This window comes from Enterobacter cloacae complex sp. 342H5 (genome assembly GCF_050030905.1).
Classification (GTDB): domain Bacteria; phylum Pseudomonadota; class Gammaproteobacteria; order Enterobacterales; family Enterobacteriaceae; genus Enterobacter; species Enterobacter intestinihominis.
Map to the genome: position 1 here is coordinate 2,165,402 of NZ_JBLGVB010000001.1, position 12,506 is coordinate 2,177,907.

Sequence of the window (12,506 nt, forward strand, 5' to 3'; positions counted from 1 at the left end):
TTTTTATTCACGCATCGCCAGCGCGCTGGCACTTGCCGGATCGAACAGCGAAATACTCTCGATCTGATCAAGCATGATCACCTTACGGAAATCCATAGCGCTTTTTGGCTCTGAGTCGAGCGTAACCTCATGCTCGGCGTACCATTTGCTGTAGTTGTGCTCAATACACAGCTGCATGTTCTCCCCGTCGCGGTAGCCGCTCAGCATCGGGATAAGCACGATATTGGCGGTTTTTTCATACTCCAGCGTGGCGGTATGGATCATGCCAATATAAATCCGCCGCGACTTCAGCGTGACGTGCGCAAGTTCACCTTCCTCCATGCACTGATAGAGCAGTTGTTCAATCCCGCTCGATTGTGCCAGCCGCTTGTAGAGCTTTTTCCGGCCTTCGCCGTCCAGCCGCGCGCTGCCGGCCCAGTTAGAACGATAGAGACAAAACAGGATCGCAAAGGCCAGCATCACCACGACCGGAGCCTGAATCCCTAAAAAGCTCCAGTTCATAAAATCAATTTGCCAGTCGGCGTATTTTGCGGACGTGAAATGGAACGTGTTGTCGGCGGCGGAGAGGGCGAACAACAGCAGCCAGAGCAGGCCGGTGGCGATCACGCCCTGTAAAACGAAAATGCAGCCATACAGCGCCACAAGGAAATAGACATCCCAGCCGAATGAACGCTTAATTTTGAACCGGGTTGAGAGATCGCGGCTGGTGTACCAGTAGCCGCATACCATCAATACCATGAATATTGCCGTTCCCATTTCAGGCCCTCTTCAGCGCGTTGACATGGCGCAGAAAGTCCTGCCGAACCTCGTTACTTTTGTAGTTAACCGAGGCGTTTCCATCCTGATCGATGATGATGCGGTCGCCATCCTCTACGGCTTCGATAATTTCCTGGTGACTCATAACCTGCAACAAGGATTCCGGGCTGGAAAAGAGCGCCATCAGTAAATTTTTCATCGCGTGACATCCTTATGAATTAAAAGGATAAGTCTGGAAGATAAATGGCACCTTTGCCTTAAGGTTATCCCTAAAAAATAACGGCACGGCGGTGAGAATCTGCTTTTGACTCAAATTGGCACCTCAGGGAAAGTTTTTAAAGTACTGAATTAAAAGAGATATAAAAAATATATCTGCACAAACTTGGACAAATAACGCTAATTGTGTAAGTTTTAATTATGCGATTTCGCTACGTTGTTTACAGCCAGGATGTGACCCATGAGCACGTTGCCGTCCGTCATCAGTCGATTCGTTGATTATTACGCCACGCTGGATACCCAGCCACCTTCGGCGCTGGCAAAGATTTATCGCGCCGATGCCACGCTTATCGATCCCTTTGGCGAACACAGCGGGTTGTTCGCGATTCAGCGCTATTTCACTCACCTGCTGGCTAACGTCCAGCGGTGCCGCTTTACCGTCGATGCACCGTTGCAGCAGGGCGATCGCTTTGTTGTTACCTGGATGATGCACTGGTCGCACCCGCGTATTGCCCGGGGGGCAATGCGCCAGCTGCCGGGCTGCTCTGTGGTAGACATGCGCGACGATCGCATAGTTCGCCAGCGGGATTACTACGATGCCGGAGAGATGATTTACGAACATCTTCCGGTGCTCGGCTGGGCCGTACGCGGCGTGAAGCGGAGAGTGAAATCATGAAAACGGTTCTGATCACCGGGGCAAGCTCGGGCATAGGGGCCGGGCTGGCGAAATCTTTTGCCGACGATGGCTACCGGGTGATTGCCTGCGGGCGCGATGCGCAACGTCTGGCAGCCGTGCATCAGCACAGCCCCAACATTACGGTGCGCCTGTTCGATATGACAGACAGGGACGCCTGTCGCCAGGCGCTGGCGGACTGTGCTGCCGACACGGTGATTCTTTGCGCCGGAACCTGCGAGTATCTCGACCGTGGCGAGGTGGATGCCGCGTTGGTGGCGCGCGTCATGACCACCAATTTCATGGGGCCGGTAAACTGCCTTGCGGCGTTGCAGCCGCATCTGATATCCGGCAACCGCGTGGTGCTGGTCAGTTCAGTGGCGCACTGGCTTCACTTCCCGCGAGCCGAAGCCTATGGCGCCTCTAAAGCGGCGTTAACCTGGTTTGCTGAGACGCTGCGCCTCGACTGGGAGCCGAAAGGGATCGCCGTCACGGTCGTTTCACCTGGTTTTGTCGACACGCCGCTGACCCGAAAAAATGATTTCCCGATGCCGGGCCGGGTCAGCGTGGAGGACGCCGTCCATGCCATTCGTCGCGGTCTGGCAAAAGGGAAGGATCATATCGCGTTTCCCGCCGGGTTTAGCCTGGCGCTGCGCCTGCTCTCCGGTCTGCCCGATATACTTCAGCGCGCACTGCTGCGCAGGATGGTGCGACCATGAAGATCGCGATTATCGGCAGCGGTATCGCCGGGTTAACCTGTGCCTGGCGGCTCGCCGGACATCATCAGGTCACGCTGTTTGAAGCGCAGGGCACGCCGGGCGGTCATACCGCAACGGTGGATGTCGACACGCCGCAGGGCAACTTTGCCATCGACACCGGTTTTATTGTCTACAACGACCGCACCTATCCGCGCTTCATGGGGCTGCTGAGCGAACTGGGCATCAGCGGGCAAAAAACGCAGATGAGTTTTTCGGTGCATAACCCGCAGAGCGGGCTGGAGTACAACGGCCACACGCTGACGTCGCTGTTCGCCCAGCGTCGTAATCTGTTAAACCCTGCCTTCTGGACGCTGCTGAAGGATATCGTGCGCTTTAATCGGCTGGCGAGACAGACGCTCCGGGGTGACGTCAGCGAGTCCGCCACGCTGGAGACGTTCCTGCACCAGCACCGCTTCACGTCTTTTTTTGCGCGTCACTACATTCTGCCAATGGGGGCGGCTATCTGGTCATCCTCGCTACAGGAGATGAAACGCTTTCCGCTGCCGCTCTTTTTACGCTTTTTTGAAAACCACGGTCTGCTGGACATTACCCATCGTCCGCAGTGGTACGTGGTGCCGGGCGGCTCCCGGGAGTACATCCGCGCGATGATGGACAAGCTTGGCAATCGCCTGACGCTGCACCTCAATGCGCCGGTGCAGCAGGTTATTCGCCACGATCGCGGGGTTGATATAACGCGTGAGGGCGTAACAGATAACTTTGATCAGGTGATCTTCGCCTGCCACTCCGCTCAGGCGCTGGCGATGCTCGCCAGCCCAACGCAGGCTGAACGTGAGGTGCTGGGTGATATCGGCTGGCAGCGTAACGAGGTGGTGCTTCACAGCGATCCGCGCTGGCTGCCGGTGCGCAAGCGCGCGTGGGCGAGCTGGAACTACCGCCTCAGCGAGCAGGATCGGGCCAGCGCCTGCGTCACCTACAACATGAATATCTTGCAGGGACTGCCGCCGGGTAGCCCGCTGTTTTGCGTCACCCTCAACCCGGAAACGCCGGTGGAAGAACGCTATGTGCTGCGCCGCTTTGTCTATGAGCATCCGCTTTTTAACCCGCAAAGCTGGCAAGCCCAGGCCCGGCGTGGCGAAATAAACGGTCGCCAGCGGAGCTGGTTCTGCGGCGCGTACTGGTACAACGGCTTCCACGAAGATGGGGTACGCAGTGCGCTGGATGTGGTAAACGCTATCGCGGCCGGGGAGGGCAACTGAGATGAACAGCTGCCTTTACCACGGCACATTGCGCCATCGCCGTCTTTCGCCAAAAGCGCACCACTTTACCTACAGCGTCTTTATGGCCTGGCTCGATCTCGATGAGCTGGACGCGCTGCCCTCCGTCGGCGTGCGCCGTAACCGCGTTGCGCCCGCGGCATTTTATGATGCGGACTACCCGCTGGGCACGCCGCTCAAAGAGTGCGTCCTTGAGCGTCTGGAAAATCTGACCGGCGAACGCCCGGCGGGGCGGGTCATGCTTCTAACCCAACTGCGTTATTTCGGCTTTCATTTTAACCCAGTCAATTTTTACTACTGCTATGACGGGGAAGACACCCTGCGCTGGGTTCTCGCCGAAGTCCGCAACACGCCGTGGAATGAACGACACTACTACGCGGTAGCGGGGCGGGACGCCCCGCCGACGGAAAAAGCGTTTCACGTCTCGCCCTTTAATCCGATGGACATGGTCTACCACTGGCGCTTCAACAGTCCGGCCAGCACGCTGCGCATGCATATCGAAAACCATCAGGAGACGAAGGTGTTTGATGCCACTCTGACGCTGCGCCGTGAGCCGCTGACGCGCGCAGCGCTGCGGTCGCTGCTGGCGCGGATCCCGTTGATGACCCTCAAAACCGTTCTCGCTATTTACTGGCAGGCGCTCAGGCTGTGGCTGAAGCGCGTGCCGCTGCATAACCATCCCCTAAGCAGGAGTGAACGCTCATGACCGATCCCGTCTTTGCGCTTGAACCCGATATCCCGCGCAACGTCCGCGTCGCGCGATGGCTGCTTTTTCGCCTGCTGAACGGGCTGCGCGGCGGCTCGCTGACGCTGCGTGAAGGCGCGCAGACATTCCAGTTCGGCGACGCCTCCACCGCGCTTCACGCTGAGGTGCAGGTACTCGCGCCGGGCGTCTACTGGCGCATTCTAACCGGGGGCAGCCTCGCCGCGGCACAAGCGTGGATAGATGGCGACTGGGAGACGGCCCACCTGACGCCGCTGCTGGAGCTGATAGCGCGCAATAGCCAGATCCTCGGGCAACTGGAAAAAGGGTTTCGCCTGCTCGGGAAACCGGTAGAGCGGCTACGGCACTGGATGCGGCGCAACTCCCGCGCGCAGGCACGGGAAAATATTGCCGCCCACTACGATTTGGGCAACGCCTTTTACGCCCATTTCCTTGATGAACAACTCCTTTACTCCAGCGCGCTGTTTACCGGGGAAGAGCAGGATCTGGCGGCGGCTCAGCAGGCAAAAATGGCCAGGCTGTGCGACCAACTGGCGCTCACCGCAAACGATCATCTGCTGGAGATTGGTACCGGCTGGGGGGCGATGGCGGAATATGCCGCCCGTCATTATGGCTGCCGGGTAACAACTACCACGCTATCGCAGGAGCAGTACCACTGGGCCACCGCGCGGATCGCGCGGGCAGGTTTACAGGATCGCGTTGAGGTGCTGCTCTGCGACTACCGCGATCTGACCGGAGTGTACGATAAGCTGGTGTCGGTTGAGATGATTGAAGCCGTCGGCCAACGCTACCTGCCAACGTTTTTCCGCACCTGCCAGGCGCGTCTGCGTCCGGGCGGGCGGATGGCGATTCAGGCCATCACCATTCAGGATCAGCGCTATCGCGACTACAGCAAAAGCGTCGATTTTATTCAGCGCTACATCTTCCCCGGCGGCTTTTTGCCCAGCCTCACCGCCATGAATGAACTGATGACCCGCCATACCGATTTTGTCGTGCGTAACCTCTTCGATATGGGGCCGGACTACGCCCGCACGCTGGCGCACTGGCGTCAGCGCTTCGTTCACGCCTGGCAGGAGATTGAAAAGCTCGGATTTGATGACCGTTTCCGTAGGATGTGGCTGTACTACCTCGGCTACTGTGAAGCCGGGTTTAACGCCCGCACCATCAGCGTGGTGCAGCTGACTGCGGAACGCGTATGAAGCGCTACGGGCAGGTCTTTCTGCTGGCCATCGGGTTTGATCTCTACTGGACGCTGGTGGTGCTGTTTCGCGAGCAGGGGCTGGTCATCTGGATCGCGCTGGCGCTGATTGCCTGGCTGTTGTTACCGCCATCACACCGGGTATACGCCCTTGTGCTGGCGGCGTCGGGCGCGATGCTGGACGCCCTCTGGGCGCTGACGGGGCTGATTTCATTCACTGGCACGTCTCTGATGCCGCTATGGATGGTGGCGCTGTGGCTGATGTTTGCCACCGTCTGGACGCAACTGACCCGCACGACCACCTTGCCGGGCTGGCTGCTGACGGCGCTGGCGACCCTGGGGGGGCCGCTGGCCTACCTGTTTGGCGAGCGTCTGGGGGCCATCACGTTCCTGGAGCCGACTTTTATCGTCGTCAGCTGGATGATCCCGGGCTGGCTGGTGCTGATGCTGTTTTTCCACCTGCTGATGGGGAGACAACAATGAGACATCTGTTACTCGCGCTCGCGCTAACCGTTATGGCCTATAACGCGCAGGCGACTGACTGGCTGAGCTGGCGCAAGGTAGGCGATGCCACCCTCACCTGGGGGCCGTTTACCGTTTATACCTCTCAACTGCTGACGCCCGACGGCAGCTATACAGGAACAGACAGCGATAACGCGCTGATTATCACCTATGCCCGGGATATCGGTGGCGACGACCTGGTCGAGGCGACCCGTGACCAGTGGCAGGCGCAGGGCATTTTGCAGCAGGAGCCGCAGAGTGAAGCCTGGCTGCGGATGCTAAAAGCGCTCTGGCCCGACGTCACGCCCGGCACGCAGCTCGCGTTTGTGGTTAATAACGGTCAGGGGCAATTCTGGTATCGCCCCACGGCTTTGCAGAAAAAATTTACGCCCCTCGGGCCGCGCCAGTCGGCAGCGTTTAGCTCGCGCTTTCTGGCGATCTGGCTCGATCCCCGCACCGAGTATCCTGAACTGCGTCAGCAGTTAATCGGAGGACCACAATGAAACGATTCCTGTTAATGGCGCTTACACTGACAATGCTGGTGGCCGGGTGCAGCACAGAAGTGACCGAGTATCGTCAGCAGCAGCCAAGGCTTGATATTTTCCACTACTTCCAGGGCAAAACCGAGGCGTGGGGGATGGTGCAGGACCGCAGCGGTAAGCAGATCCGCCGTTTTCACGTCGAGATCGCCGGAGATGTTATCGGCGATACGCTGACGCTGAACGAGCATTTTGTCTATGACGACGGCGAGAAGCAAAAGCGCGTCTGGCATATCCGCCGCATTGGCCACGATCGTTACGAAGGCACGGCGGGTGACATAGAAGGTGTCGCGACAGGTCAGGTTTCGGGCAACGCCCTTAACTGGCGCTACAGCATGAACGTGAAGGCGGACGGTAAAACCTGGCTGCTGCACTTTGATGACTGGATGTATTTGCAGGACAGCACCCGCCTATTCAATAAAACCGAAATGAAGAAATTTGGCGTCACCGTCGCCACGGTGACGCTGTTCTTTACCCGCAAAGAGGGCGGTTAATCCTCTTCGGGCTGAGGTTTACTGCTTGAGTAGATGAAGAAGAGCGCGATACTCAGGCAAACCACGGCCCCGAAACGGCTCGCTGAAAACGGAATGGCTTCATTGTTCAGCCAGCCAAAGTTATCAATCAGCATGCTCATGGCCAGCTGACCCAGGATCACCGCTACCGTGGCAACGGCGGTGCCGATACGCTGCACCGCGAGCACCATAATCACTATATAGGGCACGCCGCACAGGGCGCCCAGAAGCTGCCACTTGGGCACATCCATCAGGCTGACCGCCTGTTTCGGCTCAAAAAAGAAAATGAGCAGGGCGGTTACCAGCGCGCCGACGGAAAAGGTCAGAAACGCGCTTTTGAATACCCCCACGCTGCTGCCTAATTGCCCGTTAATGGCAGCCTGAATGCTCAGTGTCGCGCCGCCAATCACCGCCAGAATAATCATAATCACTGTCATAACGTTACCCCTGCGCCACGAGAATGAGCGCGGCGATGATAAATCCCAACGCAATAATGCGTTTTGTATCGATCCTGCGGTGCGGCGTACCCAGCAGGCCATAGTGGTCAATAATCAGGCTTTTAAAGACCTGGCCTGCCAGAATGCCGATCATCGTCATGGCAATACCGATCGCTGGCGTGGCAATGGTGAGAATGATGACGTAGACCGGGCCGAGCACGCCGCCCAGCAGGTGCCATGACGGCTGCGCAAAAAATGAGGGGCTGTTGCGGGGGCTGAAAAACAGCATTAGTAGAAACGTCAGCCCGGTTCCCACGCTAAATATGCTGAACGCCGCCCACAGGTCGCCCACCTCCGCGCCCAGCGGCCCCAGCAGCCCGGCTTCCACGGACAGCCCCATGCCGCCGGCAATCACCAGTAAAATTAAAATAATGTGCATAACGCTTTTTCTCCTTTTTCCAGGCGGAGAAGATTACGTCTGAACATCATTGAGAAAAATGCCATAATGCAGGAAACACCTGTGCAGGAAATGCATTAATGATGGATGCCGGACATATCAGCGTTCGCGCGCTGCTGATCTTCATCGACGTTTATGAAACGCAGAATTTTTCCGTGGTGGCGAGGCGGGAAGGGATTTCTGCGTCGCAGGTTTCCCGCATGATCCACCAGCTTGAGGACGCCCTCGGGCAACAGCTTTTCTACCGCAACACGCGGGCGATTATGCCCACAGAGAGCGGGCATCTTTTTGTGCGCTATGCCCGGACGATGGCCGGAAATCTGGAGGATGCGCGACGCGAGCTGGATGAACGCGCCCGCGAGCCGTCGGGCACGCTGCGTATCAATGGCCCGGTCTTTTTCGGACAACGGCACATCGCGCCGGGCCTGCCGGGGCTTCTGGCGCGTTATCCTCGTCTCTCCATTGAACTGACCCTCACCGACGATTTTATCGATCCGCACCGCGACGCCGCGGACGTTATCTTCCGCATCGGCGTGCTGACGGACTCCTCGTTTCACGCCCGGGTGTTCGGTCAGCAGTTCTACCATCTGGCGGCCTCGCCGGACTATCTGCAAAAACATGGCGCACCCGAGGGGCCGGACGATCTCAGCCGTCACCACTGTCTGGTTTACCGCGGCTCGTCCGGGCCTAACCGCTGGCTGATCCGGCAGTCGGGCGAGGCGTGGGTTCACTATCCCATCGTACCGCTGATGACTTCCAATAACGCGGAAACGCTCCTGATTGCGGCGCTGGGCGGCATGGGCGTTGTGCTATTCCCGGACTGGATGGTGAGCGAACGGCTCAAAAGCGGTGAGCTGGTGGCACTGCTGCCGGAAATGGAGTGTTCTATTAATACGGAGCCACTGACGATTGCGGCGATTTACCCGAACGCGCGTCATCCGCCCCTGAACGTCAGGGCGGTGATTGACTACTATATTGAGCGGTTCGGTACGCCGCTGTACTGGCAAACCTGAAGTTTAGCGGGCAAGCTCGCGACGGATAATGTCAGCCCCGGCGCTTAATGCCTTCAGCTTACCGTTGGCGACCTGGCGGGAAAGGGGAGCCATGCCGCAGTTGGTGGACGGATAAAGCTTGTCTTCATCAACAAACTGCAACGCCTTGCGTAGCGTATCGGCAACCTCTTCCGGCGTTTCGATGGTCTGGGTGGCAACATCAATTGCCCCGACCATCACTTTTTTACCGCGGATCAGCTCCAGCAGATCCATCGGCACGCGCGAGTTGTGGCACTCCAGCGAGATGATATCGATCTTTGAGGTCTGCAACTTTGGAAACGCCTCTTCATACTGGCGCCACTCGGAGCCGAGCGTTTTTTTCCAGTCCGTATTGGCTTTGATGCCGTACCCGTAGCAGATATGTACTGCGGTTTCGCATTTCAGCCCTTCAATGGCGCGCTCCAGCGCGGCGATGCCCCAGTCATTCACTTCGTCGAAAAAGACGTTAAAAGCAGGTTCGTCGAACTGAATAATGTCAACGCCGGCCGCCTCCAGCTCGCGGGCTTCCTGATTAAGAATTTTTGCGAACTCCCAGGCCAGCTTTTCGCGGCTTTTATAGTGAGCATCGTATAGCGTGTCGATCATGGTCATCGGGCCAGGCAGCGCCCACTTGATCGGCTTGTCCGTCAGCTGGCGCAGGTATTTCGCGTCGTCTACAAACACCGGTTTCTGGCGCGCCACCGCGTCTACCACGGTCGGCACGCTCGCATCGTAACGGTTACGGATGCGCACCGTCTGACGATTTTCAAAATCCACGCCGCTGAGATGTTCAATAAAGGTGGTGACGAAATGCTGGCGGGTTTGTTCCCCGTCGCTGACGATATCAATCCCGGCGCGAATCTGTTCATCCAGAGACAAACGCAGCGCATCCTGTTTTCCTGCCAGTAATTCCTCGTCCTGGAGTTTCCACGGCGACCAGAGCGTTTCCGGCTGCGCAAGCCAGGTGGGTTTCGGCAGGCTGCCAGCCGTCGATGTCGGGAGCAATGTTTTCATAAGAAGAACCTTTTATTCGTATTAAATTAAAGCGTGAAGTGATGAGACCACTGCTCAAGAAGGGTTTTATAGGGTTTGATGAACCGCTCTTCGGTATATTTACCCTGTTCAATGGCCAGCCGGCTGCGCTCTTCACGGTCATAGACGATTTTTGTTAATGAGTGATCCTGCTGATTCAGGTCGGGCTGATAGCACTGTCCCGCAGCGGAATTGGCATTGTAAATTTCTGGTCGATAGATCTTCTGGAACGTCTCCATGGTGCTGATGGTGCCGATCAGTTCCAGATTGGTGTAATCACGCAGTAAATCGCCGGTGAAGAAGAAGGCAAATGGCGCGACGCTGTTTTCCGGCATGAAATAGCGAACCTTGAGGCCCATCTTCGCGAAGTACTGTTCCGTTAGCGACTCGCCGTCCGGCTGGTACTCATACCCCAGCACCGGGTGGTGGTTACAGGTACGACGATAGGTGTCTTTGCTGGAGACGCTCAGGCAGATCACCGGCGCTTTTTTAAAGTTCGCCTGATATTCCGCAGAATGAATGAAGCTTTTAAAGATATTGCCGTGCAGCTCGCCAAAATTCTCGGGGAGGGTAAAACGGGGCTGATCTTTATTATGCTCCAGCAGCAGGACGCTGAAATCATAGTCACGAACATAGGATGAGAAGTTATTCCCGACGATGCCTTCGATGCGCTCGTGGGTCTTTTTATCCACAATCGTCGTTTGCAGAATTTCGATGGCCGGGAAAGTAAAATCGCCGCCGATATTCATATCGACTGAAATAATCTCCAGCTCGACGGCATAGCGGTCGGCTTTCGGGTTATCCCAGCTCGCCAGCGCGTTAAAGCGGTTGTTGATCATCACCAGCGTATTGCGCAGGTTCTCCTGACGCTTCTCGCCACGCGCCAGGTTGGCGAAGTTGGTGGTGGTGCGCGTGTTTTCTGACGGGTTATAATTTTCATCAAAGCAACTGCGCTTAAGGGTAAATGTGAAAGCCTGACTCATTTGGTTATGCATCCTAAGTTCATGTTGCCTAAACGTTATCAATGCATAATTTATGCCTGAGCCACTGGCGCAGGGGAAGTGACTTAATTTCACTGCGTCATGAGGGTTCTTCATGAACTGCGCGATTCAGGTATAATCCCCCGACATTTCCAACCGGTTTAAACGATCATGACAAAACTCACCCTACAAGAGCAGATGCTGAAAGCGGGCTTAGTCAGCAGTAAAAAGATGGCGAAGGTTCAGCGCACGGCGAAAAAATCCCGCGTCCAGGCTCGCGAGGCGAGAGAGGCTGTTGAAGAGAACAAGAAAGCCCAGCTGGAGCGTGATAAGCAGCTGAGCGAACAGCAAAAACAGGCGGTGCTGGCAAAAGAGTTCAGGGCGCAGGTGAAGCAGCTGATTGAGATGAACCGCATCACCGTGGCGAAGGGCAACATTACCTTTAACTTTACCGATGGCAGCCTGATCAAAAAAATCGACGTCGATAAGCAGACGCAAACCCAGCTGATCAACGGTCGCCTGGCGATTGCCCGACTGGTGATTAACGCGAATGGCGACTGTGATTACGCGATTATCCCGGCGGTGGTGGCGGATAAAATTGCCCAGCGCGATGCGGACAGCATTGTGCTAAACAGCGCGCTGAGTCAGGAAGAGCAGGACGAAGACGATCCGTACGCAGACTTCAAAATCCCTGACGATTTAATGTGGTAAACCTCGTTCAGAATGGCGCGGCGTGACGGGCATTCATGGTCTCGCCGCTCAGCGGATGAATAAAACTCAGAACGCTTGCATGCAGCATCAGCCGGGGCGTTTCTTCCGCCCCCGGCCATTCCAGACCCCCATACAGATCGCACCCCAGAATAGGATGGCCTAACTGCTGGCAGTGAATGCGCAGCTGGTGGGTGCGCCCGGTCTCCGGGGTAAGCTCAACCCGCGTCAACGGCATTGTCGTATCCTGGTAAATACGTTCCATCACCCGATAGCGGGAGCGAGCGGGCTTACCTGTGCGGGCACAGATCGTCATCAGCGGAAACAGAGCCGGATCTTTGGCAATCGGGGCATCCACGGTCCCTTCGTCCTGTTCTACATGTCCGCACAACAGGGCGGTGTAAACCTTGGTCACGGCGCGCTGGCTGAACTGGTGGCAAAGCGCGGCGTTAATCGCTTTGTTACGTGCAATGACCATCAGACCCGAAGTGCCAAAATCAAGACGATGCACCAGCGTGCAGCCGGGAAAGGTTTGCACCAGACGGTGGTGGACGGAATCGCGGTTTTGCGGATTTTTCCCGGACAGGCTGAGCAGACCTGAGGGTTTGTTGATCAGCAGCAGATGCTCGTCCTGCCAGAGGATCTCAATGTCGTCGTGACAGGGTGGTGCAATAAACGTATCGATAATGACAGACATCAGGCCGCCGGGCTGGAGAGTGGGTGCGGATGATAACGAAATACGGGGGAAA

At 56.9% G+C, this 12,506-nt stretch carries 17 protein-coding genes; 10 read left to right on the top strand and 7 right to left on the bottom strand.

What is annotated here, in order from left to right; all coding sequences use genetic code 11:
• Positions 1-3: 3 nt before the first annotated feature.
• On the bottom strand, positions 4-756 hold the full coding sequence (locus ACQG03_RS10520; RefSeq protein WP_022648034.1) for a hypothetical protein: 753 nt from the start codon (positions 754-756) through the stop codon (positions 4-6).
• 1 nt (position 757) lies between these two features.
• Positions 758-955: a hypothetical protein gene (locus ACQG03_RS10525; RefSeq protein WP_022648035.1), complete on the bottom strand. Its 198-nt coding sequence runs from the start codon at positions 953-955 to the stop codon at positions 758-760.
• A 258-nt stretch (positions 956-1,213) separates the two neighbouring features.
• On the opposite strand from ACQG03_RS10525, the gene ACQG03_RS10530 reads away from it, so the two are divergent.
• Genes ACQG03_RS10530 through ACQG03_RS10565 form a run of 8 tightly spaced genes read left to right on the top strand, consistent with a single transcriptional unit; the run spans position 1,214 to position 7,094 of the window.
• Complete coding sequence (locus ACQG03_RS10530) at positions 1,214-1,648, top strand: nuclear transport factor 2 family protein (RefSeq protein WP_022648036.1); 435 nt, start codon at positions 1,214-1,216, stop codon at positions 1,646-1,648.
• On the top strand, positions 1,645-2,364 hold the full coding sequence (locus ACQG03_RS10535; RefSeq protein WP_063163089.1) for an SDR family NAD(P)-dependent oxidoreductase: 720 nt from the start codon (positions 1,645-1,647) through the stop codon (positions 2,362-2,364). The genes ACQG03_RS10530 and ACQG03_RS10535 overlap by 4 nt, the downstream gene beginning before the upstream one ends.
• Positions 2,361-3,620, top strand: coding sequence for an NAD(P)/FAD-dependent oxidoreductase (locus ACQG03_RS10540; protein WP_063163088.1), 1,260 nt, complete (start codon positions 2,361-2,363; stop codon positions 3,618-3,620). Before ACQG03_RS10535 ends, ACQG03_RS10540 begins: the two co-directional genes overlap by 4 nt.
• A 1-nt stretch (position 3,621) precedes the next feature.
• Positions 3,622-4,344, top strand: a complete 723-nt coding sequence (locus ACQG03_RS10545; protein ID WP_063163087.1) for a DUF1365 domain-containing protein — start codon at positions 3,622-3,624, stop codon at positions 4,342-4,344.
• Entirely contained in the window at positions 4,341-5,561 is a 1,221-nt protein-coding gene (locus tag ACQG03_RS10550; RefSeq protein ID WP_063163086.1) for an SAM-dependent methyltransferase, read from the top strand. Before ACQG03_RS10545 ends, ACQG03_RS10550 begins: the two co-directional genes overlap by 4 nt.
• Positions 5,558-6,043: a DUF2878 domain-containing protein gene (locus tag ACQG03_RS10555; protein WP_023300043.1), complete on the top strand. Its 486-nt coding sequence runs from the start codon at positions 5,558-5,560 to the stop codon at positions 6,041-6,043. The genes ACQG03_RS10550 and ACQG03_RS10555 overlap by 4 nt, the downstream gene beginning before the upstream one ends.
• Positions 6,040-6,564, top strand: a complete 525-nt coding sequence (locus ACQG03_RS10560; protein ID WP_063163085.1) for a hypothetical protein — start codon at positions 6,040-6,042, stop codon at positions 6,562-6,564. Before ACQG03_RS10555 ends, ACQG03_RS10560 begins: the two co-directional genes overlap by 4 nt.
• Positions 6,561-7,094 carry a DUF3833 domain-containing protein gene (locus ACQG03_RS10565; protein ID WP_023300045.1) on the top strand — a complete coding sequence of 178 codons (534 nt, stop codon included), beginning with the start codon at positions 6,561-6,563 and terminating at the stop codon, positions 7,092-7,094. The genes ACQG03_RS10560 and ACQG03_RS10565 overlap by 4 nt, the downstream gene beginning before the upstream one ends.
• Here ACQG03_RS10565 and ACQG03_RS10570 read toward each other — a convergent pair.
• Positions 7,091-7,549, bottom strand: coding sequence for a DMT family transporter (locus tag ACQG03_RS10570; RefSeq protein ID WP_022648044.1), 459 nt, complete (start codon positions 7,547-7,549; stop codon positions 7,091-7,093). The genes ACQG03_RS10565 and ACQG03_RS10570 overlap by 4 nt on opposite strands.
• 4 nt (positions 7,550-7,553) lie before the next feature.
• Positions 7,554-7,988 (bottom strand): DMT family transporter, encoded by a 435-nt coding sequence (locus tag ACQG03_RS10575; RefSeq protein ID WP_003857304.1) that lies wholly within the window; start codon positions 7,986-7,988, stop codon positions 7,554-7,556.
• A gap of 98 nt (positions 7,989-8,086) precedes the next feature.
• Here ACQG03_RS10575 and ACQG03_RS10580 point away from each other — a divergent pair, with 98 nt between their 5' ends.
• Positions 8,087-9,019, top strand: coding sequence for a LysR family transcriptional regulator (locus ACQG03_RS10580; protein WP_063163084.1), 933 nt, complete (start codon positions 8,087-8,089; stop codon positions 9,017-9,019).
• A gap of 3 nt (positions 9,020-9,022) precedes the next feature.
• Here the strand turns inward: ACQG03_RS10580 and ACQG03_RS10585 are convergent, their stop codons facing one another.
• Together ACQG03_RS10585 and ACQG03_RS10590 are read right to left on the bottom strand one after the other, a co-directional pair.
• Complete coding sequence (locus ACQG03_RS10585; protein WP_058646689.1) at positions 9,023-10,051, bottom strand: methionine synthase; 1,029 nt, start codon at positions 10,049-10,051, stop codon at positions 9,023-9,025.
• A 26-nt stretch (positions 10,052-10,077) separates the two neighbouring features.
• Positions 10,078-11,052 carry a DUF1852 domain-containing protein gene (locus tag ACQG03_RS10590; protein WP_063163116.1) on the bottom strand — a complete coding sequence of 325 codons (975 nt, stop codon included), beginning with the start codon at positions 11,050-11,052 and terminating at the stop codon, positions 10,078-10,080.
• A gap of 168 nt (positions 11,053-11,220) precedes the next feature.
• On the opposite strand from ACQG03_RS10590, the gene ACQG03_RS10595 reads away from it, so the two are divergent.
• The gene (locus ACQG03_RS10595; protein ID WP_022648048.1) at positions 11,221-11,760 is read left to right on the top strand and encodes a DUF2058 domain-containing protein; all 540 of its coding nucleotides are present in this window, start codon (positions 11,221-11,223) and stop codon (positions 11,758-11,760) included.
• A gap of 7 nt (positions 11,761-11,767) precedes the next feature.
• On the opposite strand, the gene ACQG03_RS10600 is transcribed toward ACQG03_RS10595, so the two are convergent.
• Complete coding sequence (locus ACQG03_RS10600; protein WP_023300051.1) at positions 11,768-12,454, bottom strand: RluA family pseudouridine synthase; 687 nt, start codon at positions 12,452-12,454, stop codon at positions 11,768-11,770.
• Between the last annotated feature and the right edge of the window lie 52 nt (positions 12,455-12,506).

What these genes read in the sequence shown, in the direction of transcription:
- ACQG03_RS10520 (WP_022648034.1), bottom strand. Translation starts at nt 756, where the DNA reads ATGGGAACGGCAATATTCATGGTATTGATGGTATGCGGCTACTGGTAC.
- ACQG03_RS10525 (WP_022648035.1), bottom strand. Translation starts at nt 955, where the DNA reads ATGAAAAATTTACTGATGGCGCTCTTTTCCAGCCCGGAATCCTTGTTG.
- ACQG03_RS10530 (WP_022648036.1), top strand. Translation starts at nt 1,214, where the DNA reads ATGAGCACGTTGCCGTCCGTCATCAGTCGATTCGTTGATTATTACGCC.
- ACQG03_RS10535 (WP_063163089.1), top strand. Translation starts at nt 1,645, where the DNA reads ATGAAAACGGTTCTGATCACCGGGGCAAGCTCGGGCATAGGGGCCGGG.
- ACQG03_RS10540 (WP_063163088.1), top strand. Translation starts at nt 2,361, where the DNA reads ATGAAGATCGCGATTATCGGCAGCGGTATCGCCGGGTTAACCTGTGCC.
- ACQG03_RS10545 (WP_063163087.1), top strand. Translation starts at nt 3,622, where the DNA reads ATGAACAGCTGCCTTTACCACGGCACATTGCGCCATCGCCGTCTTTCG.
- ACQG03_RS10550 (WP_063163086.1), top strand. Translation starts at nt 4,341, where the DNA reads ATGACCGATCCCGTCTTTGCGCTTGAACCCGATATCCCGCGCAACGTC.
- ACQG03_RS10555 (WP_023300043.1), top strand. Translation starts at nt 5,558, where the DNA reads ATGAAGCGCTACGGGCAGGTCTTTCTGCTGGCCATCGGGTTTGATCTC.
- ACQG03_RS10560 (WP_063163085.1), top strand. Translation starts at nt 6,040, where the DNA reads ATGAGACATCTGTTACTCGCGCTCGCGCTAACCGTTATGGCCTATAAC.
- ACQG03_RS10565 (WP_023300045.1), top strand. Translation starts at nt 6,561, where the DNA reads ATGAAACGATTCCTGTTAATGGCGCTTACACTGACAATGCTGGTGGCC.
- ACQG03_RS10570 (WP_022648044.1), bottom strand. Translation starts at nt 7,549, where the DNA reads ATGACAGTGATTATGATTATTCTGGCGGTGATTGGCGGCGCGACACTG.
- ACQG03_RS10575 (WP_003857304.1), bottom strand. Translation starts at nt 7,988, where the DNA reads ATGCACATTATTTTAATTTTACTGGTGATTGCCGGCGGCATGGGGCTG.
- ACQG03_RS10580 (WP_063163084.1), top strand. Translation starts at nt 8,087, where the DNA reads ATGATGGATGCCGGACATATCAGCGTTCGCGCGCTGCTGATCTTCATC.
- ACQG03_RS10585 (WP_058646689.1), bottom strand. Translation starts at nt 10,051, where the DNA reads ATGAAAACATTGCTCCCGACATCGACGGCTGGCAGCCTGCCGAAACCC.
- ACQG03_RS10590 (WP_063163116.1), bottom strand. Translation starts at nt 11,052, where the DNA reads ATGAGTCAGGCTTTCACATTTACCCTTAAGCGCAGTTGCTTTGATGAA.
- ACQG03_RS10595 (WP_022648048.1), top strand. Translation starts at nt 11,221, where the DNA reads ATGACAAAACTCACCCTACAAGAGCAGATGCTGAAAGCGGGCTTAGTC.
- ACQG03_RS10600 (WP_023300051.1), bottom strand. Translation starts at nt 12,454, where the DNA reads ATGTCTGTCATTATCGATACGTTTATTGCACCACCCTGTCACGACGAC.